Genomic DNA, 19,668 nt, shown 5'->3' with positions numbered 1-19,668 from the left:
TTTTGCACTGCATTCCCAAACATTAGGATAAGGATCTGCCATGACTGACCAACAGACCACCGGCGCTGCTGCAGAAGACAACAGCCCTCAGTTCTCGATGCAGCGCATCTATGTGCGTGACTTGTCGTTCGAAGCCCCGAAAAGCCCGCAGATCTTCCGTCAAACCTGGGAGCCGAGCGTCGGGCTGGACCTGAACACCAAGCAGAAGGCCCTGGAAGGTGACTTCCACGAAGTGGTGCTGACCCTGTCGGTGACGGTCAAGAACGGTGACGAAGTCGCCTTCATCGCCGAAGTGCAACAGGCGGGTATCTTCCTGATCAAGAACCTGGATGCCGAGTCGATGAGCCACACCCTGGGTGCGTTCTGCCCGAACATCCTGTTCCCGTATGCTCGCGAAACCCTGGACAGCCTGGTGACCCGTGGTTCTTTCCCGGCCCTGATGCTGTCGCCGGTCAATTTCGACGCGCTGTATGCGCAAGAAATGCAGCGTATGCAGGAAGCCGGCGAAGCACCCACCGTGCAGTGATCGCCCGCTTCACCAAAAGCGCCCTCAGGGGCGCTTTTTGTTTGTCTGGCGTACAGCCCCACGCCGGCAGGCCCCGTAGGGCATTGCGCGGCTGCCTGACGCTAAGTCAGCTACCGGCAAACCCGTTCTGACGCCAGGCTTCGTATACCGTCACAGCTACCGTGTTGGACAGGTTCAGGCTCCGGCACCCGGGGCGCATGGGCAGTCGCAGTCGTTGTTCGGCGGGCAGGCTGTCCAGCACATCCGTCGGCAGGCCGCGGCTTTCGGGGCCAAACAGAAATGCGTCGCCAGGCTGGTAGGCCACTTCATGGAAAGGGTGCGAACCCTTGGTCGTGAAGGCGAAGAGCCTTGGCTGGCCCAGGCTTTCCAGGCAGTGCGCCAAGCTCGGGTGGCGCTTGAGCGTGGCATACTCGTGGTAATCGAGGCCTGCGCGGCGCAAGCGCTTGTCGTCCAGTTCGAAGCTGATGGGCTCGATCAAGTGCAGCGCGCATCCGCTGTTGGCGCACAGGCGAATGATGTTGCCCGTATTGGGTGGAATTTCGGGTTGAAAAAGGATGACGTGAAACATGCACGGCTCCAAGCATGAAGATGGTGAGAATTCTACCCCTGAACCGGACGTGCGATCGAAAGCCTTCCCCAGGGTGATGCTTTCACTGGCAATCGTGGGCGTGATGATCGGTTTGATGATTGGCCGTCTGACCGCGCCCGTGGAGCGCGAGCTGCAGCAGGTGAGCGTGGCGCAAGATGGGTTGGTGTTGTGGTTCAACGCAGAACCCAAGCTGCATGGGGAGAATGTGGAAGGTACCGTGGCGTTGCTGTTTCAGGCCAAGGGCCGCCCCCAGCGAGGGCAGTTGACCGTGCGTGGCAAGCCGGTCAGCTGGCGGGTGCAGGACAGCCAGGAGGGCCTGCTGTTGACGGTGGTGGCTGCGCGTACGCTGCAGGGCCACTGGTCCAGTGAAGAAGTGTCTGGACGCTGGCGGGTGCAGGTGGACCTGCGCGAATAAAAGAGGGGATTCCCGGCCTGCCTGTACCAAGGTCCCCGAAACGTGTGCGTGAGCGAATAAAAGAGGGGTCACCTGGCCTGCCTGTACCAGGGCCCCCGAAACGGATGTTATTTGTCCTGTTGCAGGTGCCGTGCCAACTTCTGAGCCCCGCTATAACAGGATGAAAAGGGGAAAACGGCCAGTGTTTGCGGCCATTTGTGCCTTCGGGCGGTGCGTCTGGCACAGAAACGGTGCAACCATGCGCCTAAATGAAAAAGGGCCGCGAAGCGGCCCTTTTCAGGTGTTCTGCAGTCGTCTACGCCTGGTGGTCTTCACCTTCCTCTTCATCACCACCGGCTACGTTCATGCCTAGTTCCTTGATCTTGCGCGTCAAAGTGTTGCGACCCCATCCCAGCAACAGTGCCGCATCTCGGCGCCGCCCGGCGGTGTGCTTGAGGGCCGTCTCGATCATGATGCGCTCGAAACTCGGAACGGCGCTGTCAAGCAGGCTGGTCTGCCCGCGCGCCAGTGCCTGGTCCGCCCACTGGCGCAGTGCTTGCTCCCAGTTGGTAACCGGTGCGGCATCCTGTGGCAGGTTCAACAACTCAGGTGGCAGGTCGCCGATCAATACCTCACGGCTCGAAGCCATTACCGTGATCCAGCGGCAGGTGTTTTCCATCTGTCGCACGTTGCCCGGCCATGGCAGGTTGCGGATGAACTCCTCGGTCTCTGGCTTGAGTACCTTGGGTTCTACCGATAGCTCCTGGGCCGCCCGGGCCAGGAAGTGGCGGGCAAGGGCGGGAATGTCTTCACGGCGGTCCGCCAACCGAGGGATATGAATGCGGATGACGTTCAGGCGATGGAACAAGTCCTCGCGGAACTTTCCGGCCTGCACCAGCGCTTCCAGGTTCTGATGGGTAGCAGCAATGATGCGCACGTCGACCTTGACCGGAATGTGGCCGCCTACGCGATAGAACTCGCCGTCGGCCAACACACGCAGCAGGCGCGTCTGGGTATCGGCCGGCATGTCGCCGATCTCATCGAGAAACAGCGTGCCGCCGTCCGCTTGTTCGAAGCGCCCTCGACGCAGGTTGGCCGCGCCGGTGAAAGCGCCTTTTTCATGGCCAAACAGCTCCGACTCCATCAGGTCCTTGGGGATCGCCGCCATGTTCAGGGCGATGAAGGGGGCGGCTGCGCGCGGGCTGTGCCGATGCAGCGCGTGGGCGACCAATTCCTTGCCCGTACCGGACTCGCCATTGATCAGCACGGTGATGTTGGAATGGCTCAGACGGCCGATGGCGCGGAACACCTCCTGCATCGCCGGTGCTTCACCGATGATTTCAGGGGTGCGCGCCAGGTTTTGTGGCACTTCCAACCCTTGCTGCTCCTGGGCGTGCTGGTTGGCACGCTTGACCAGGGCAACCGCTTCATCCACATCGAAAGGTTTGGGCAAGTACTCGAAAGCACCGCCCTGGTACGACGCCACGGCGCTGTCCAGGTCCGAGTGCGCGGTCATGATGATGACCGGCAGGCGCGGGTGCTGGTCGCGTATCTGCGCCAACAGCTCCAGGCCACTGGAGCCAGGCATGCGGATGTCGGAAATGATCACGTCAGGCTGCTGACGGGCCAGTCGGCCCATGACGCCCTCGGCGCTGTCGAAGCTCTGGGTGGTCATCCCTTCCTGTTGCAGGGCTTTTTCAAGGACCCAGCGAATGGAGCGATCATCGTCGACGATCCATACGGTTTCACTTCGGCTCATGAGGCGGTGGCTCCTTGTTCCAGGGGCAGATAGATAGAGAAGGCGGTGTGACCTGCGTGGCTTTCACACTCGATCAGCCCCTGGTGCTGACTGATGATGTTTTGGGTAATGGCCAGGCCCAGGCCGGTACCGTCCGGGCGACCACTGACCATGGGATAGAAAAGGGTGTCCTGCAGCTCGGCAGGGATGCCGGGGCCGTTGTCGATGATCTCGACGCGCGCCACCAGGCGATGGCGCACGTGACCGATGGTGAACTGGCGCAGTGCCCGGCTGCGCAAGGTGATGCGGCCCAGGCGCAGCTCATTTTGCGAGCTGATGGCCTGCATGGCGTTGCGCACGATGTTGAGCACAGCCTGGATCATCTGTTCGCGGTCGATCAGCACGTCCGGAAGGCTAGGGTCATAGTCACGCGCCAGGGTGATGCAGCCCTGGCTCTCGGCCTCCACCAGGCTGCATACCCGCTCCAGCACCTCATGGATGTTGGTCATGGCCAGCGACGGCAGCTTGTTCGAGCCCAGCATGCGATCGACCAGGTTACGCAGGCGGTCAGCTTCCTCGATGATCACGTTGGTGTAATCGCGCAAGCTCTCTTCGGGTAACTGACGCGCCAGCAATTGTGCTGCACCGCGGATGCCGCCCAAGGGGTTCTTGATCTCATGGGCCAAGCCGCGCACCAGCATCTTGGTGGTCTCCTGCTTGCTTAGCTGGGCTTCTTCCTTGGTGATGCGCAGGAGGCGATCGCGTGGGTGGACCTCCAGCAGCAGCAGGGTCTGGCTCAGGTGCAGGATCGGTGTAACGGCATAGTCCACCGTGATGGTCTGCCCCGTCAGCGAGGTCAACTGGGCTTCACGCTTGGTAAAGGGGTGTGCCTGCTCCACGGCCTGGCGCAGCGAGCTCAATGCTTCGGTGGATTCGGTGAACAGCTCGCTGATGAACTGCCCGTGGCTGCGCTGGCCACTGACGGCCAGCAGCATTTCGGCGGCCGGGTTCATGTATTCCAGCCGCAGCTCGGCGTTGAGCAGCAGCGTGGCCGTGGTCAGGTTGTCCAGAAGCAGACGGTGTTGCGCATCACTGATGGTCATGGTGCGGCGTCGACCTCTTTCGGTGCTTGCTGGCAAAGGAGCCGCGCTGTGCGCGACACATCCAGTGGTTGCTGTTGGTCTGGAAATGCAAGAAACAAACCAAGGCGCCGAAAAGAGGCAGATTCGACAGGATCCTGTAACTTTTCGCCCAGATTCGCACCAGAAGACGCTGCATTAACGTTTCAGGTGCTTCATTTTGGAATAAATAACGGTGCAACCAGGAAATTGCTGCACCATTTTGGAGCATAGGGCTTTTACGAGGGATCGCAAAGCTGGCCAGTTGCCCTGATCATGCCCTGCTTCATCAGCGGTGCATTTGGCCGGCTTGCAATAGCGCTAGCCACGCGCTGCGCACAGGCCCGCCCGTCCTGACGCCTGAATGCCGCAAGCTGTTCAAGCAATTGACTTTCGAGCCTGTCCAGCTGCGGGCGAATGACCGTTTGCAGGTCCTCCCGCAGGTGGTGCGGCGCTTGTCCTGCCAAGCGCCATTGGTGCAGCAGGGTGTACTGCACAAGCTTGTTGGCTTCCATCTGGTCGGCAAAAAAGGCTTCGGTATCGTGCGGGGCCAGGCCAAACACAGGTGCAGCCACCTGCACGCGCATCAGGACCTCTTGCTCGCGTTCAGTGGCTTGCACGGGTTGCCCTTTGTCCCACTTGTGCAAGGCAACGGCCTGCGCAATGGCCAGGCGCTGCTCAATGGTAGCTAACAACGGCTCAAGAGCAGGGTGTTGCGGTGCAGCAGCAGTGCAGCCAGTCAAGCTGAACGCTGTAAACAGACAAAGCAGTCGATTGCGCATACAGGGTGCCTCCTAGGGGTGGAGGTCTGATTCTGAGAGGGATGGGCAACGCACCGAGGTAGGTAACTTCCGAAATGCCTGAAGTCCAAAACGCAAACGGCCTCCCAAGGGAGGCCGTTTCGATCCAGTCATCGGCGCCAGGCGCCGATCAGATCAGCAGCTGTAGTACAGCTCGTATTCCAGCGGATGGACGAAGGTACGGACCTTGATTTCTTCTTCGCTCTTGAGCTCGATGAACGCGTCGATGAAATCATCGGAGAACACGCCGCCCTTGGTCAGGAACGCACGGCCCTTGTCCAGCTCTTCCAGGGCTTCCTTCAGGCTGCCGCACACCTGTGGGATGTCCTTGGCTTCTTCAGGCGGCAGGTCATACAGGTTTTTGTCGGCTGCATCGCCTGGGTGGATCTTGTTCTGGATGCCGTCCAGGCCAGCCATTAGCAAGGCCGCGAAGGCCAGGTACGGGTTAGCCGATGGGTCTGGGAAACGCGCCTCGATACGGCGGGCTTTCGGGCTGCCGACATAAGGGATACGGATCGAAGCCGAACGGTTGCGTGCCGAGTAGGCCAGCATCACGGGTGCCTCGAAACCTGGGACCAGACGCTTGTACGAGTTGGTCGACGGGTTGGTGAAGCCGTTCAGGGCCTTGCCGTGCTTGATGATGCCGCCGATGAAGTACAGGGCGGTGTCGGACAGGCCGGCATAGCCTTCACCTGCGAAGGTGTTCTTGCCGTCTTTCCAGATCGACATGTGCACGTGCATACCCGAGCCGTTGTCGCCGTACAGCGGCTTCGGCATGAAGGTAGCGGTGCGGCCGTAGGCGTCGGCAACGTTGTGCACGACGTACTTGAGGGCCTGGACTTCGTCGGCCTTCTTCACCAGGGTGTTGAACTTGACGCCGATTTCGTTCTGGCCGGCAGTGGCCACTTCATGGTGGTGCACTTCGACCAGCTGGCCCATCTCTTCCAGTGCGTTGCACATGGCAGTACGGATTTCGTGGTCGTGGTCGAATGGCGGTACTGGGAAGTAGCCACCTTTGACGCCTGGGCGGTGGCCTTTGTTGCCGCCTTCGATATCGGCACCGGTCATCCACGAGCCTTGCTCGGAGAAGATCTTGAACATCGAGCCGGAGATGTCCGACTGGAACTTCACTTCGTCGAAGATGAAGAACTCAGGCTCCGGGCCGGCGAACACGGTGTCACCGATGCCAGTGCTCTTGAGGTATTCCTCGGCGCGCTTGGCGATCGCACGTGGGTCACGGTCGTAGCCCTGCATGCTCGACGGGTCGACGATGTCACAGGTAATGATCAGCGTCGGCTCTTCGGTGAACGGGTCCAGAACGGCAGTCTCGTCTACCGGCATCAGGATCATGTCGGAGGCTTCGATGCCTTTCCAGCCAGCGATGGAGGAGCCGTCGAACATCTTGCCGACTTCGAAGAAGTCTTCGTCCAACGCATCACGCGCCGGCATGGTCACGTGGTGCTGAGTACCTTTGGTGTCCGTGAAACGCAGATCAATCCACTTGACGTCATGATCTTTGATGAGCTGAACCGACTTCGACATGTTGTCCTCCGGATGGTCTAGGGCACGGTTGGCCGCCGCCCTGGAAAAAGGGTGTTGCCGGGCGCGGATAGTCGGCCAAGCTTACCTGCCTCACAAGGGAGCAAATTGCATGCCAGTGCCCGAAAATGGCGAGGCCGGGACAGAAGGGGGCGTTTGTGGGCATCTGGCTGGGGCTGCAGGGAGAAATGTGCACCCTTACGATGCGATTTTTTTAATTGTCGCACCAATAAGGTGCATTGGGTCGAATGGCGTTGAATGGGATCGTACTCGACGTATGAGGCCGACTGGATGCAATGGGCCGTCTGTCCAAGATCGCGGATACCGCCTTCAAGCCCCGACGCGCGGTGTCTGAAGTTGGCTTCCTGCATTTTTCTGCAAGCTTCTGCTCAAAAGTTGGTCAAATCCTGAGCAATTTCCGATATAATTCGCGCCCCTCATTTTCGGCAGGCCCTGCGCGCGCTGTAAACCAATGAAACTTATCGTCAAAGTCTTCCCAGAGATCACCATCAAGAGCCGGCCGGTGCGCAAGCGCTTCATCCGTCAGCTCGCCAAGAACATCCGCAACGTGCTCAAGGATCTGGATCCTGAGCTCGTGGTCGATGGTGTCTGGGACAACCTCGAGGTAATCACCCGCATCGAGGACGAGAAGGTTCAGCGCGAGATCGTCGAGCGCCTGACCTGTACACCGGGTATTACCCACTTCCTGCAGGTCGAGGAGTACCCCCTGGGCGACTTCGACGACATCGTCGCCAAGTGCAAGCAGCACTTCGGCCACCTGCTGGCCGGCAAGCACTTTGCGGTGCGTTGCAAGCGCGGTGGGCACCACGACTTCACGTCGATGGACGTCGACCGCTACGTGGGCAGCCAGCTGCGCCAGCAGTGCGGTGCGGCCGGCATCACGTTGAAGAACCCGGAAGTGCTGGTACGCATCGAAATCCGCAACCAGCGCCTGTTCGTGATCCACAACCAGCACCAAGGGATTGGCGGCTACCCGCTGGGCGCCCTGGAGCAGACCCTGGTCCTGATGTCCGGCGGGTTCGACTCTACCGTGGCCGCCTACCAGATGATGCGTCGCGGCCTGATGACGCACTTCTGCTTCTTCAACCTCGGCGGACGTGCCCACGAACTGGGCGTGATGGAAGTGGCACACTTCCTTTGGAAGAAGTACGGCAGCAGCCAGCGCGTGCTGTTCATCAGCGTACCCTTCGAGGAAGTGGTCGGCGAGATCCTCAACAAGGTCGACAACAGCTACATGGGCGTCACCCTCAAGCGCATGATGCTCCGTGCCGCGGCGCGAATGGCCGAGCGCCTTGAGATCGACGCGCTGGTGACTGGCGAAGCCATATCCCAGGTATCCAGCCAGACCCTGCCGAACCTGTCGATCATCGACTCGGCCACCGACAAGCTGGTGCTGCGCCCTCTGCTGGCGACCCACAAGCAGGACATCATCGACCAGGCCAACGCCATCGGTACCGCCGATTTCGCCAAGCACATGCCCGAATACTGCGGCGTGATTTCGGTGAACCCGACTACCCATGCCAAGCGTCACCGCATGGAGCACGAAGAAAAGCAGTTCGAGATGCAGGTACTCGAGCGCGCCATCGAGCGCGCCAAGTTCATCTCCATCGACCATGTGATCGATGAGCTGGGCAAGGACATCGAGATCGAAGAAGTGGCCGAGGCATTGCCGGGCCAGATCGTCATCGATATCCGCCACCCCGACGCCCAGGAGGACGAGCCTCTGGCGATCGACGGTATCGAAGTCCAGGCGCTTCCGTTCTATGCCATCAACAGCAAGTTCAAGCACCTGGACCCCACGCGCCAGTACTTGCTGTATTGCGACAAAGGTGTGATGAGCCGTCTGCACGCACACCACCTGCTCAGTGAGGGACATGCCAATGTGCGTGTTTATCGTCCGGCATAAGACGCCAGGGCTGTATGGCGGCAGCATCCGCCATCGCCCTCCCGACCTGCGGGCCCGCTGAGCCTCAAACGTACTTATTCGCCGCCTACACTGGCGGCAACCGAATCCTCTGATCGAGATACAGTTGTGATCGAAAATCTGCGTAACATCGCCATCATCGCCCACGTTGACCATGGCAAAACCACCCTGGTAGACAAACTCCTGCGCCAGTCGGGCACGCTCGAGCGTAACGAGCTCAACGACGAGCGCGTGATGGACTCCAACGACCAGGAAAAAGAGCGCGGCATCACCATTCTGGCGAAGAACACCGCCATCAACTGGAACGGCTACCACATCAACATCGTCGACACCCCCGGCCACGCCGACTTCGGTGGCGAGGTTGAGCGTGTGATGTCGATGGTTGACTCCGTGCTGCTGCTGGTCGATGCCCAGGACGGCCCGATGCCACAGACCCGCTTCGTGACCAAGAAGGCCTTCGAAGCTGGCCTCAAGCCAATCGTGGTCATCAACAAGGTCGACCGCCCGGGCGCGCGTCCTGACTGGGTTCTGGACCAGATCTTCGATCTGTTCGACAACCTGGGCGCCACCGATGAGCAGCTGGACTTCAAAGTCGTCTACGCCTCGGCCCTGAACGGCATTGCCGGCCTGGACCACACCGACATGGCCGAAGACATGACCCCGCTGTACCAGTCGATCATCGACAACGTACCTGCGCCTTCGGTTGACCGTGACGGCCCGTTCCAGATGCAAATCTCGGCACTGGACTACAACAGCTTCCTGGGTGTGATCGGCGTTGGCCGCATCGCCCGTGGTCGCGTCAAGCCGAACACCCCGGTTGTCGCCATCGACACCAATGGCAAGAAGCGTAACGGCCGTATCCTCAAGCTGATGGGCCACCACGGTCTGCACCGCGTCGACGTTGAAGAAGCCCAGGCTGGCGACATCGTCTGCATCAGCGGTTTCGACGAGCTGTTCATCTCCGACACCCTGTGCGACCCAACCGCCGTCGAAGCGATGAAGCCACTGACCGTTGACGAGCCAACCGTGTCCATGACCTTCCAGGTCAACGACTCGCCGTTCTGCGGCAAGGAAGGCAAGTTCGTCACCAGCCGGAACATCAAGGACCGTCTGGACAAGGAACTGCTGTACAACGTAGCCCTGCGCGTTCAGGAAACCGATTCTCCTGACAAGTTCAAGGTATCGGGCCGTGGCGAGCTGCACCTGTCGGTGCTGATCGAAACCATGCGTCGCGAAGGCTTCGAGATGGCCGTGGGCCGTCCGGAAGTGATCATTCGTGAAGTCGACGGCGTCAAGCAAGAGCCGTTCGAAAACGTCACCATCGACATCCCTGAAGAATCCCAGGGCAAGGTCATGGAAGAGATGGGCCTGCGTAAGGGCGACCTGACCAACATGGTTCCGGATGGCAAGGGCCGTGTGCGCCTTGAGTACAACATCCCGGCCCGTGGCCTGATCGGCTTCCGTAACCAGTTCCTGACCCTGACCAACGGTGCAGGCATCCTGACCTCGATCTTCGATCGCTACGACACCATGAAGTCGGGCCAGATGTCCGGCCGTCTGAACGGTGTACTGGTGTCGGTCGAAACCGGCAAGGCCCTGACCTACTCCCTGGAAACCCTGCAAGCGCGCGGCAAGCTGTTCGTCGAGCACGGTCAGGAAATCTACGGTGGTCAGATCATCGGCCTGAACAGCCGCGACAACGACCTGGGTGTGAACCCGACCAAAGGCAAGAAGCTCGACAACATGCGTGCTTCGGGCAAAGACGAAGTCATCGCCCTGGTACCGCCAGTGCGTCACACCCTGGAACAGGCCCTGGAATTCATCCAGGACGACGAGCTGTGCGAAGTCACGCCGAAGTCGATCCGTCTGCGCAAAAAGATCCTGGACGAAGGCGAGCGTACCCGCGCTGCCAAGAAAGCCAAGAACTGAGTTAGCTCAGGCTGAATGAAAACGCCCCCGGTCGAAAGGCCGGGGGCGTTTTTGTTTGTCTGGCGACTCGTTGTCCTGTCGGTGGCCAGCTAGGCTCCAGCGGTATGCAAATACCGACAGGTTATCGACCCCATTGGGTCTTAGCGCCCAACCACCTTCGGCTTGTACGCACAATACCCCGGCCGTGGCCCGACCTTCGGATGGTTGCGGCAGGTGTCGGGGCGCTTGTCATAAATGGTGCACAGGCGGCTCTTACGATCCAGGTACATGCAATCGTCGTTGCTCATGCGCGTCAGGGTGAAGATGCCCGACTTCTGGTTGAAGCGCTCGATGATGCCTTCTTTCTGCAAACGCTTGGCCACGTTTTTAGGCGGCTCGTCTTTTTCGAATTCATCCACCACGCCGATGCGGATCAGGTCCTTGATCTTGACCTCCACCGGCAAGGTGCAGCAAGTTGAATGGCAGCCGCCGCACATGTGGCTGGCATAGCGCTGCCAAGTCTCCAGGCGGTCGACTTCGGCAGCGGCGATCAGGGTCGTTTTCATCGTTTTATGAGGCGGATCACGGTATAGGGCGCGCGATGATACCGGAATTGCTCAATTTATGAACAATTTTATGACCGGTTGCATGCGGCCACGCAAATACTCGAACACTGGTGATTGCGGCCGGTCGAAGCGTCTAGGCTCAACATTTGCTTTCTGCTCTTGTCCATTTGCCCCGAGGATGACGCATGTCCCAGGAACCCAAAGCGCGTGACGCTGAAGTCGCGGATTTTCGCGCTGCAGTGCTGGATAAACTTACCTATGCCGTCGGCAAGGACCCGGAGCATGCTTTCGACCATGACTGGTTCGAAGCCATCGCCCTGGCTGCGCGCGACCATATGGTCGATCACTGGATGGACCATACCCGGCAATCCTACCGACGCAGTCAGAAGCGGGTGTATTACCTCTCCCTGGAGTTCCTGATCGGTCGGCTGCTGTATGACAGCCTGAGCAACCTGGGCTTGCTGGACATCGCGCGCGACGCGCTGGATGGCCTGGACGTGGACCTGGAGCGCATTCGCCTGCTTGAGCCCGACGCGGCGCTGGGCAACGGCGGTTTGGGCCGGTTGGCAGCGTGCTTCATGGAAAGCATGTCAACGCTGGGCATTGCCGCGCATGGTTACGGTATCCGCTACGAGCACGGGCTGTTCCGGCAGGCCATGGTGGACGGTTGGCAGCAGGAACAGACGGAAAACTGGCTGGATTTCGGCAACCCGTGGGAATTCGAGCGGGCCGAAGTCATCTACCCCATCAGTTTTGGTGGCAGCGTCGAAACGGTCAGCGACACGCATGGCAACCAGCGCCAGGTGTGGTCTCCCAGCGAAACCGTCCGGGCGGTGGCGTACGACACGCCGGTCGTTGGCTGGAGAGGCTCCAGCGTCAATACCTTGCGCCTGTGGCGTGCACGGGCGCTGGAGGAACTGCACCTGGAGCGCTTCAACGCAGGGGACCACCTGGGCGCCGTTGCCGAGGTGGCGCGCGCCGAAAGCATCTCCCGCGTACTGTACCCGGCCGACAGTACCGAGGCTGGCCAGGAGCTGCGCCTGCGCCAGGAGTACTTCTTCGTGTCGGCATCGCTGCAAGACCTGCTGCGTCGGCACCTGAACATGCACGATAACTTGCTCAACCTGCCCGATGCGGCGGCTATCCAACTCAACGACACCCACCCCTCCATCGCCGTGGCCGAGCTGATGCGGTTGCTGGTCGACGAACATCAAATCCCCTGGGACACCGCCTGGGAAGTGACCGTGGGCACCTTGGCCTACACCAACCACACCTTGCTGCCCGAGGCCCTGGAAACCTGGCCGGTGGCCCTGATGGAGCGCATGCTGCCCAGGCACATGCAGATCATCTACCTGATCAACGCCTACCATATCGATTCGTTGCGTGCCAAAGGCATGCATGATTTCGACCTGCTGCGTGCCGTGTCCTTGATCGAAGAAGACAACGGCCGGCGGGTGCGCATGGGCAACCTGGCGTTCCTGGGCTCGCACAGCGTCAATGGCGTATCGGCGCTGCACAGCCAGTTGATGAAAAGCACGGTCTTTTCCGAGCTGCACAAGCTGTACCCCCAGCGGATCAACAACAAGACCAACGGCATCACCTTCCGCCGCTGGCTCTATCAGTCCAACCCCCAACTGACCGGCATGCTGGTGGAGGCGTTGGGCCCCGAGCTGCTGGACGACCCTGAGCGCCTGCTGACCGGGCTGGTTCCGTTCGCCGACAAAGCCAGTTTCTGCAAGCAGTTCGCAGCGCAGCGGCTGCACAGCAAGCGTGCATTGGCGAGCATCATCCAGGATCGCGTGGGCGTTACGGTGAACCCGGAAGCGATGTTCGACGTGCAGGTCAAGCGTATCCACGAGTACAAGCGGCAACTGCTCAACCTGCTGCACACCGTAGCGTTGTACCAGGCTATTCGCCACGACCCGGGTACGCACTGGGTACCCCGGGTCAAGATCTTCGCGGGCAAGGCAGCGGCCAGCTACCATCAGGCCAAACTCATCATCAAGCTGACCAACGACATCGCCCGGGTGGTCAACAACGATCCCACCGTGCGCGGCCTGCTCAAGGTCGTGTTCCTGCCCAATTACAACGTAAGCCTGGCCGAAAGCATCATCCCGGCGGCGGACCTTTCCGAGCAGATATCCACGGCCGGCTACGAGGCCTCGGGTACCAGCAACATGAAGTTCGGCCTCAATGGCGCCCTGACCATCGGCACCCTCGATGGCGCGAACGTGGAGATGAGCGAGCAGGTCGGCCCCGACAACATGTTCATCTTCGGCTTGACGGCGCAGCAAGTGGAAGCGCGCAAGCGCGCCGGCGATTTCGGCGCCTCGGCTGCCATCGCGGCCTCCGGGCGCTTGAACGACGTGTTGCAGGCCATCCGCAGTGGTGTGTTTTCCTCGGACGACCCTTCGCGTTACACCGGTCTGATCGATGGCCTGATTGGCTACGACCGCTTCATGGTCTGTGCCGATTTCGATGCCTACTGGGACGCTCAGCAGCGGGTGGAAGACCTGTGGCACAAGCCGCAGCAGTGGTGGCGCATGGCGGTGCTGAACACGGCACGCATGGGCTGGTTCTCATCGGACAGGACCATCCGCGAGTACGCGACCGAGATCTGGAAGGCGCTGGACTGACACAGGGCAGGCCAGGTGGGCACCGCCACCTGGCTCGTCGACGTTGCCAGCAGCAGCGATCACAGGCCGCCCGGCGCCAGCATGGGGCCGGGCAGCCCTGTGCCGACCGTCGGCCTGGCGAGCGCTGAACTCCCGATCCATTGTGCCGTCTGACAGCCGTGGCGAGTCTCATCGCTCGCTAGCCCGCCGCTCTCCCTGTAAACTGCGTGGGTTTTCCATCCCCAATCCTGTTGGAGCCATACATGTCCCGCGTTACCCTGAGTCGCTATCTGATTGAGCAGACCCGCAGCAACAATACCCCTGCCGATCTGCGCTTCCTGATCGAAGTGGTGGCGCGTGCGTGCAAGGAAATCAGCCATCACGTGTCCAAGGGCGCCCTTGGCGGTGTGCTGGGCAGCATGGGCACCGAAAACGTCCAGGGCGAAGTCCAGAAGAAGCTGGACGTCATCTCCAACGACATCCTGCTCGAAGCCAACGAATGGGGCGGTCACCTGGCCGGCATGGCGTCCGAGGAAATGGACAACGCCTACCAGATTCCGGGTCGCTACCCCAAAGGTGCCTACCTGCTGGTCTTCGACCCTCTCGACGGCTCCTCCAACATCGACGTCAACGTGTCGGTCGGTACCATCTTCTCGGTACTGCGTTGCCCTAACGAGTACCTGAGCCAGAACGAAACCCTGAACGAAAATGCCTTCCTGCAGCCGGGTACCGAGCAGGTTGCGGCCGGCTACGCCATCTATGGCCCGCAGACCATGCTGATTCTGACCCTGGGCAACGGCGTCAAGGGCTTCACCCTGGACCGCGAACTGGGTAGCTTCGTGCTGACCCACGAGAACATCAGCATTCCGGAAACCACCGCCGAATTCGCCATCAACATGTCCAACCAGCGTCACTGGGAAGCCCCGGTACAGCGCTACGTGGGCGAGCTGCTGGCAGGCGAGACCGGCCCGCTGAAAAAGAACTACAACATGCGTTGGATCGCCTCGATGGTGGCCGACGTACACCGTATCCTCACCCGTGGCGGCCTGTTCATGTACCCGCGCGATGCCCGTGAGCCGAGCAAGCCGGGCAAGCTGCGCCTGATGTACGAAGCCAACCCGATGTCGTTCATCATCGAACAGGCCGGTGGCGCGTCCACCAACGGCTACGACCGCATCCTCGACATTCAGCCAGAGAGCCTGCACCAGCGTGTGTCGGTGATCCTGGGCTCGAAGGAAGAGGTTGAGCGCGTCACCGCCTACCACAAGGAGTAAGTCATGCTCGCACCTTGGCAGCCTTTGCTGGAATGGTGGTTCGGTTGGGGCACCAGCGCCCAGGCCGTGGCTGACGAGAAGAGCGCCCAATGGTTCGGCAAGCATCACGACGCCGAGGCCCAGGCGCTGTTCGGTGAGCTTGTCGACCAGGCCTTGGCAGGTGGGCTCGACGAGTGGCAGCAGAGCCCTCAGGGCTGGCTTGGGCTTCTGCTACTGCTCGATCAGCTGCCACGCATGATCTACCGCGACACGCCACGTGCGTTCGAGGGTGATCGGCGTGCGCAAGTGGTCGCCCTGCAGGGGTTGCAGAAGGACTGGGATTATCAGTTGCTCCCGATCCAGCGGGTATTCGTGCTGCTGGTGCTCGAGCATGCCGAAGTGCTGGACTGGCAGAACATGTCCGTCGAGCGCTACCAGGTGCTGCTTGACGAGCAACCTGAAGCCAACCGTCGGTTGTTCGAAGGCTTCCTGGATTATGCCCAGCAACACCAGCGGGTAATCGAGCGGTTTGGCCGGTTCCCGCACCGCAACCTCGTGCTGGACCGGCCCAGTACCAGTGAAGAGATGGATTTTCTGCTCGAGCCGGGTTCCAGGTTCTGAAGCAGCGCTCTACGTCCAATGACTGAGGCCGCCCTCCATGGGCTAATGCGATTGACTTGACACCATTGGGACCGCACAGCGGCCCCATTAGTGTCTGCTGTTTCAGACCCGGCCCAGGCACCTAAAACCCCATATTGAACACACCAAGCCCCGGGCGGCTCATTCGAATAAGCCATTTTCCCGATCAGCGGTAGCGGTCTTGGGCAGGTCCAACAGGGAACCTGGGAGGCATTTTCCCGTCGAAGGGCACTGCAGGCCACTCGCCTGCTCCCTCGTTCAGGAGTGTCTTCATGTCGTTGCGTTCCCTCGCCCTGTTGTCGCTGTGTGTCGTGCTCGCCGCCTGCAGCAAGATCAATCAGGAAAACTATTCCAAACTCAAAGCCGGCATGAGCAAGGCCGAGGTCGAGCAATTGCTCGGCACGCCGACCGAGTGTTCTGGCGCCTTGGGCATGAGCAGTTGCACGTGGGGGGACGAGCGGAGCTTCATCAGCGTGCAGTACGCGTCGGACAAGGTCTTGATGTATTCGGGGCAGGGTCTCAAATGAGGGCTGCCGGGCTACTGTTGGGCCTGTGCCTGACCCTCTTGCTCGGCGGGTGCGCGGGGTCGATGAACGACCCGCTTGCACCGAAGACCGCGGGGCAGGTGGATCTCAAGCGTTACCAGGGCAAGTGGTACGAGCTTGCACGCTTGCCCATGCGCTATCAGGCCGGCTGCGAACAGTCGGAGGCCCATTACAACCTCAAACCCGACGGGTCATTCGGTTTGCTGAACCGCTGCCGCACCCTGGGTGACGAGTGGCTGCGTGCCGAAGGCCGTGCCTACATCGAGGCGCCAGGGCATACCGACAGGCTGTGGGTGGAATTCGACAACTGGTTCACACGCCTGGTCCCTGGCGTTGCCAGGGGCGAATACTGGATCTTGTATGTGGACGAGCGCTACCGCACCGCGGTTGTCGGCAGCCCGGACCGCAAGTACTTGTGGATTCTGTCACGCACGCCCAGCTTGCCGGCCTGGGAGCGCGAACACTTGCTGGCCAAGGCCCGCCAGCAGGGCTACGACACCAGCCGGTTGATCTGGCGAGCTTCCGACCAGCAGATCGTCAAGATGCACTGAGTGGGTTGCAGGCGTGGTGGGCGGAAGCGAACGTCATGCCTACCCGGGGCCTGCTGTAGCGCCTCAGCTCGAATCGCGGCCGCCGCTAAGCGGCCTTGATAGGGTCATCCCAAAAGCTGCCGCAGTACCTGAGCGAATGCCGCGCGGCTTTGCTCCTCTTGCAGATGATGGCCTTGGCGTACCACCCATTGGCCATTGACCATCACGTCGCGAACCTGCCGGTCACCGCCGGCAAACAGCCACCGATTGAGAATGCCATCACCGTCGGCCATGGCGATGTAGGGGTCCTGATCATCAAGCACCAGCCAGTCGGCGCGCTTGCCTACAGCCAGTTCGCCAATGGGCTGACCCAGCGCCTGTGCACCCCCTGCCCACGCAGCGTCGAGCAAGGTGCGCCCGACCATCGGTTGGTCGCGGCGATGCAAGCGGTTGCGTCGCTGGTCGCGCAGGCGCTGGCCGTACTCCAGCCAGCGCAGCTCTTCAACCACGCTTAGCGAGACATGGCTGTCCGAACCAATCCCCAGGCGCCCGCCCTGTGCCAGGTAGTCTGTGGCCGGGAAAATGCCGTCGCCCAGGTTGGCTTCGGTCGTCAGGCACAATCCCGCCACGGCGCCGCTGCGGGCCATGGCTGTCACTTCGTCCGGCTGGGCGTGTGTGGCGTGCACCAGGCACCAGCGCTCATCCACGGCCACGTGCTCATACAGCCATTGCAAGGGTCGCAGGCCGCTCCAGGCCAGGCAGTCATCGACTTCCCGTTGCTGCTCGGCAATATGAATGTGCACCGGGCATTTGCCGTCACTGGCCGCCAATACCTCGGCGATCTGCCCAGGCGTCACGGCCCGCAGCGAGTGAAAGCACAAGCCCAGCCCCTGCGCCGGTTGCGCGGCCAGCAGCGGCGCCAATTGCGCCTGCAAACGCAGGTAGTGATCGGTGGACTGGATGAACCGGCGCTGGCCATCGCTTGGCGTTTGGCCGCCAAACCCTGCATGGCTGTAGAGTACCGGCAGCAGGGTCAGGCCGATGCCGCTCTGCGTGGCCGCTGCGCTGATCCGACGAGACAACTCGGTCGGGTCTGCATACGCATTGCCTGCCTGGTCATGGTGCACGTAATGGAATTCCGCCACCGCGGTATAGCCCGCTTTGAGCATCTCGATGTAGAGCTGGCGGGCGATGACCTGCAGCTGCTCAGGCGTGATCTGCCCGACCAGCCGGTACATGAGGTCGCGCCAGGTCCAGAAGCTGTCATTGGGGTCGCCGACGACCTCGGCAAGCCCGGCCATGGCCCGCTGGAACGCGTGGGAGTGCACATTCGGCATACCGGGAAGTAGGGGGCCCGCCAGACGCTCTGCGCCGTCGGCGCAAGCGCCAGCTTCAATGCGTGTCAGGAACCCGTCCGTACCGACGTCTAAGCGCACGTCTCGGGCCCACCCCGTAGGCAACAAGGCGCGTTGGGCAAAATAGGCGGGCATTGCAGGCTCCTGTTCTTGTTAGCTTGTATATACATATACAGGCGTTTGCCTGCCGGGTAAACTCCGGCAAGCTAACGCTCATTTCTTATGCACAAGGATTTCTGGCCGTGCCGACACCTCCTGCCAACGCGCTGGTTGCCCCCATGGGCGAAGGCCCGGCGCCGCTGTACGCGCGGGTCAAACAGATGATCAAGCAGCACATCGACGACGGTAGCTGGCCGCCGCATCACCGTGTGCCCTCGGAAAGCGAACTGGTCAGCCAACTGGGCTTCAGCCGCATGACCATCAATCGCGCCCTGCGCGAGCTCACAGCCGAGGGGCTGTTGGTGCGCATGCAAGGTGTCGGCACCTTCGTAGCCGAGCCCAAAGGCCGCTCGGCGCTGTTCGAAGTGAACAACATCGCCGACGAAATCGCCGCACGCGGGCACCGGCATAGCTGTCAGGTCGTGGTGCTTGCCGAGGAAGCTGCAGGTTCCGAGCGAGCGCTGGCCTTGAACATGCGCGAAGGTCAGCGGGTATTTCATTCGCTGATCGTGCATTTCGAGAACGATACCCCGGTGCAGATCGAAGATCGATACGTCAATGCGGCCGTGGCGCCCGAATACCTTCTGCAGGACTTCACCCGTCAGACGCCTTATGCCTATCTGTCCCAGGTAGCTCCGCTGACAGAGGGCGAGCATGTGGTCGAGGCGATCCTGGCAGAGCCTGAAGAATGCCAGCTCCTGCAAATCGAACGCGGCGAGCCATGCCTGCTGATCCGCCGCCGTACCTGGTCCGGGCGCCAGCCGGTCACGGCCGCGCGCCTGATTCACCCCGGTTCGCGCCATCGCCTGGAAGGACGTTTTGGCAAATGAGCCGATTGCATGTGTTGCAGGCGCGGGACTATCCGCGCATGCCCTGGAAAAACGGCGCTGGCTTCACCGAGGAAATCGCCCGTGACCACGGCAAGGGCCTGGACGGTTTTGGCTGGCGCTTGTCGATTGCCGATATCCAGGCGTCGGGCGCCTTTTCGAGCTTCGCCGGCTACCAGCGGATCATCACCGTGCTGCAGGGCGATGGCATGCGTCTGTGGGTAGACGGCCAACTCAGCCGGCCGCTGCTGCCATTCGACGGGTTTGCCTTCGACGGCGCAAGCGAGGTCGATTGCCACCTTATCGGCGGGCCGATTCGTGATTTCAACCTCATCTATGCACCGCAGCGCTATCGGGCGCGCTTGCAGTGGCTGGAGGGTGTCAGCCGTCTGCACACCTCGGCCTCGACCGTACTGCTGTTTGCCGCCAGCCAAGCGGTAGAAGTGGCGGCGGGGCACCAGGTCCTGCAATTGGGGCGTCATGACTGCCTGCAACTGGAAGGTAACGAAGCGTTGCTGGCGTTGGACGTACAGGGGCAGTGCTGCCTGATCGAACTCGATCCCCGTTGAGCTGACCCTGGGCTGGCATCGCTTGCGGCGTCAAGGTCTGCGAATTTCACTTG

General features: G+C 61.1%; 18 protein-coding genes. 11 read left to right on the top strand and 7 right to left on the bottom strand.

The window, feature by feature from the left end:
- The first annotated feature begins 40 nt into the window (after positions 1 to 40).
- Positions 41 to 526 carry a protein-export chaperone SecB gene (secB, locus tag FH041_RS15950; RefSeq protein ID WP_023532907.1) on the top strand — a complete coding sequence of 162 codons (486 nt, stop codon included), beginning with the start codon at positions 41 to 43 and terminating at the stop codon, positions 524 to 526.
- Between the two features lie 106 nt (positions 527 to 632).
- Here secB and trmL read toward each other — a convergent pair whose 3' ends face one another.
- The gene (gene trmL, locus FH041_RS15945) at positions 633 to 1,094 is read right to left on the bottom strand and encodes a tRNA (uridine(34)/cytosine(34)/5-carboxymethylaminomethyluridine(34)-2'-O)-methyltransferase TrmL (RefSeq protein WP_027914076.1); all 462 of its coding nucleotides are present in this window, start codon (positions 1,092 to 1,094) and stop codon (positions 633 to 635) included.
- On the opposite strand from trmL, the gene FH041_RS15940 reads away from it, so the two are divergent.
- Positions 1,093 to 1,530 (top strand): hypothetical protein, encoded by a 438-nt coding sequence (locus FH041_RS15940; RefSeq protein WP_140174846.1) that lies wholly within the window; start codon positions 1,093 to 1,095, stop codon positions 1,528 to 1,530. The two genes, trmL and FH041_RS15940, sit on opposite strands and share 2 nt — an antisense overlap.
- A gap of 295 nt (positions 1,531 to 1,825) precedes the next feature.
- Here FH041_RS15940 and ntrC read toward each other — a convergent pair whose 3' ends face one another.
- From ntrC to glnA, 4 genes are all read right to left on the bottom strand, one after another.
- Complete coding sequence (ntrC, locus tag FH041_RS15935) at positions 1,826 to 3,268, bottom strand: nitrogen regulation protein NR(I) (RefSeq protein WP_027914074.1); 1,443 nt, start codon at positions 3,266 to 3,268, stop codon at positions 1,826 to 1,828.
- The gene (gene glnL / locus FH041_RS15930) at positions 3,265 to 4,350 is read right to left on the bottom strand and encodes a nitrogen regulation protein NR(II) (RefSeq protein WP_027914073.1); all 1,086 of its coding nucleotides are present in this window, start codon (positions 4,348 to 4,350) and stop codon (positions 3,265 to 3,267) included. Before glnL ends, ntrC begins: the two co-directional genes overlap by 4 nt.
- A gap of 254 nt (positions 4,351 to 4,604) precedes the next feature.
- Positions 4,605 to 5,147, bottom strand: coding sequence for a chorismate mutase (locus FH041_RS15925; RefSeq protein ID WP_140174844.1), 543 nt, complete (start codon positions 5,145 to 5,147; stop codon positions 4,605 to 4,607).
- Positions 5,148 to 5,300: 153 nt separating this feature from the next.
- The gene (gene glnA / locus FH041_RS15920) at positions 5,301 to 6,707 is read right to left on the bottom strand and encodes a type I glutamate--ammonia ligase (protein ID WP_023532915.1); all 1,407 of its coding nucleotides are present in this window, start codon (positions 6,705 to 6,707) and stop codon (positions 5,301 to 5,303) included.
- 469 nt (positions 6,708 to 7,176) lie between these two features.
- Here glnA and thiI point away from each other — a divergent pair, with 469 nt between their 5' ends.
- Together thiI and typA are read left to right on the top strand one after the other, a co-directional pair.
- Entirely contained in the window at positions 7,177 to 8,631 is a 1,455-nt protein-coding gene (gene thiI / locus FH041_RS15915) for a tRNA uracil 4-sulfurtransferase ThiI (RefSeq protein WP_027914071.1), read from the top strand.
- Between the two features lie 126 nt (positions 8,632 to 8,757).
- The gene (gene typA / locus FH041_RS15910) at positions 8,758 to 10,578 is read left to right on the top strand and encodes a translational GTPase TypA (RefSeq protein WP_023532979.1); all 1,821 of its coding nucleotides are present in this window, start codon (positions 8,758 to 8,760) and stop codon (positions 10,576 to 10,578) included.
- Positions 10,579 to 10,718: 140 nt separating this feature from the next.
- Here the strand turns inward: typA and FH041_RS15905 are convergent, their stop codons facing one another.
- Complete coding sequence (locus FH041_RS15905) at positions 10,719 to 11,123, bottom strand: YkgJ family cysteine cluster protein (RefSeq protein WP_016712459.1); 405 nt, start codon at positions 11,121 to 11,123, stop codon at positions 10,719 to 10,721.
- Between the two features lie 185 nt (positions 11,124 to 11,308).
- Here FH041_RS15905 and FH041_RS15900 point away from each other — a divergent pair, with 185 nt between their 5' ends.
- From FH041_RS15900 to FH041_RS15880, 5 genes are all read left to right on the top strand, one after another.
- The gene (locus tag FH041_RS15900) at positions 11,309 to 13,759 is read left to right on the top strand and encodes a glycogen/starch/alpha-glucan phosphorylase (protein WP_027914070.1); all 2,451 of its coding nucleotides are present in this window, start codon (positions 11,309 to 11,311) and stop codon (positions 13,757 to 13,759) included.
- A 242-nt stretch (positions 13,760 to 14,001) separates the two neighbouring features.
- Complete coding sequence (locus FH041_RS15895; RefSeq protein ID WP_023532920.1) at positions 14,002 to 15,012, top strand: class 1 fructose-bisphosphatase; 1,011 nt, start codon at positions 14,002 to 14,004, stop codon at positions 15,010 to 15,012.
- Between the two features lie 3 nt (positions 15,013 to 15,015).
- Complete coding sequence (locus FH041_RS15890; protein ID WP_027914069.1) at positions 15,016 to 15,612, top strand: DUF924 family protein; 597 nt, start codon at positions 15,016 to 15,018, stop codon at positions 15,610 to 15,612.
- A 290-nt stretch (positions 15,613 to 15,902) separates the two neighbouring features.
- Positions 15,903 to 16,157, top strand: a complete 255-nt coding sequence (gene bamE, locus FH041_RS15885; RefSeq protein WP_027914068.1) for an outer membrane protein assembly factor BamE — start codon at positions 15,903 to 15,905, stop codon at positions 16,155 to 16,157.
- Positions 16,154 to 16,726, top strand: a complete 573-nt coding sequence (locus FH041_RS15880; RefSeq protein ID WP_027914067.1) for a lipocalin family protein — start codon at positions 16,154 to 16,156, stop codon at positions 16,724 to 16,726. The genes bamE and FH041_RS15880 overlap by 4 nt, the downstream gene beginning before the upstream one ends.
- A gap of 104 nt (positions 16,727 to 16,830) precedes the next feature.
- On the opposite strand, the gene FH041_RS15875 is transcribed toward FH041_RS15880, so the two are convergent.
- Positions 16,831 to 18,195, bottom strand: coding sequence for a formimidoylglutamate deiminase (locus tag FH041_RS15875; RefSeq protein WP_104925717.1), 1,365 nt, complete (start codon positions 18,193 to 18,195; stop codon positions 16,831 to 16,833).
- A 143-nt stretch (positions 18,196 to 18,338) separates the two neighbouring features.
- On the opposite strand from FH041_RS15875, the gene hutC reads away from it, so the two are divergent.
- Both hutC and FH041_RS15865 read left to right on the top strand, forming a co-directional pair.
- Positions 18,339 to 19,049 (top strand): histidine utilization repressor, encoded by a 711-nt coding sequence (gene hutC, locus FH041_RS15870; protein ID WP_173645899.1) that lies wholly within the window; start codon positions 18,339 to 18,341, stop codon positions 19,047 to 19,049.
- A complete protein-coding gene (locus FH041_RS15865; RefSeq protein ID WP_104925718.1) occupies positions 19,046 to 19,615 on the top strand; it encodes a HutD family protein in 570 nt (189 codons plus the stop codon). Before hutC ends, FH041_RS15865 begins: the two co-directional genes overlap by 4 nt.
- Positions 19,616 to 19,668 lie beyond the last annotated feature (53 nt).

The sequence above is a fragment of the Pseudomonas sp. SWI7 genome (assembly GCF_006351945.1).
GTDB lineage: Bacteria > Pseudomonadota > Gammaproteobacteria > Pseudomonadales > Pseudomonadaceae > Aquipseudomonas > Aquipseudomonas fulva.
This window is presented reverse-complemented; position numbering and strand designations above follow the sequence as displayed.

Bases quoted from the DNA above. Each gene is read 5' to 3' on its own strand.
- secB (WP_023532907.1), top strand. From the start codon at position 41: ATGACTGACCAACAGACCACCGGCGCTGCTGCAGAAGACAACAGCCCT.
- FH041_RS15940 (WP_140174846.1), top strand. From the start codon at position 1,093: ATGCACGGCTCCAAGCATGAAGATGGTGAGAATTCTACCCCTGAACCG.
- trmL (WP_027914076.1), bottom strand. From the start codon at position 1,094: ATGTTTCACGTCATCCTTTTTCAACCCGAAATTCCACCCAATACGGGC.
- ntrC (WP_027914074.1), bottom strand. From the start codon at position 3,268: ATGAGCCGAAGTGAAACCGTATGGATCGTCGACGATGATCGCTCCATT.
- glnL (WP_027914073.1), bottom strand. From the start codon at position 4,350: ATGACCATCAGTGATGCGCAACACCGTCTGCTTCTGGACAACCTGACC.
- FH041_RS15925 (WP_140174844.1), bottom strand. From the start codon at position 5,147: ATGCGCAATCGACTGCTTTGTCTGTTTACAGCGTTCAGCTTGACTGGC.
- glnA (WP_023532915.1), bottom strand. From the start codon at position 6,707: ATGTCGAAGTCGGTTCAGCTCATCAAAGATCATGACGTCAAGTGGATT.
- thiI (WP_027914071.1), top strand. From the start codon at position 7,177: ATGAAACTTATCGTCAAAGTCTTCCCAGAGATCACCATCAAGAGCCGG.
- FH041_RS15905 (WP_016712459.1), bottom strand. From the start codon at position 11,123: ATGAAAACGACCCTGATCGCCGCTGCCGAAGTCGACCGCCTGGAGACT.
- FH041_RS15900 (WP_027914070.1), top strand. From the start codon at position 11,309: ATGTCCCAGGAACCCAAAGCGCGTGACGCTGAAGTCGCGGATTTTCGC.
- FH041_RS15895 (WP_023532920.1), top strand. From the start codon at position 14,002: ATGTCCCGCGTTACCCTGAGTCGCTATCTGATTGAGCAGACCCGCAGC.
- FH041_RS15890 (WP_027914069.1), top strand. From the start codon at position 15,016: ATGCTCGCACCTTGGCAGCCTTTGCTGGAATGGTGGTTCGGTTGGGGC.
- bamE (WP_027914068.1), top strand. From the start codon at position 15,903: ATGTCGTTGCGTTCCCTCGCCCTGTTGTCGCTGTGTGTCGTGCTCGCC.
- FH041_RS15880 (WP_027914067.1), top strand. From the start codon at position 16,154: ATGAGGGCTGCCGGGCTACTGTTGGGCCTGTGCCTGACCCTCTTGCTC.
- FH041_RS15875 (WP_104925717.1), bottom strand. From the start codon at position 18,195: ATGCCCGCCTATTTTGCCCAACGCGCCTTGTTGCCTACGGGGTGGGCC.
- hutC (WP_173645899.1), top strand. From the start codon at position 18,339: ATGGGCGAAGGCCCGGCGCCGCTGTACGCGCGGGTCAAACAGATGATC.
- FH041_RS15865 (WP_104925718.1), top strand. From the start codon at position 19,046: ATGAGCCGATTGCATGTGTTGCAGGCGCGGGACTATCCGCGCATGCCC.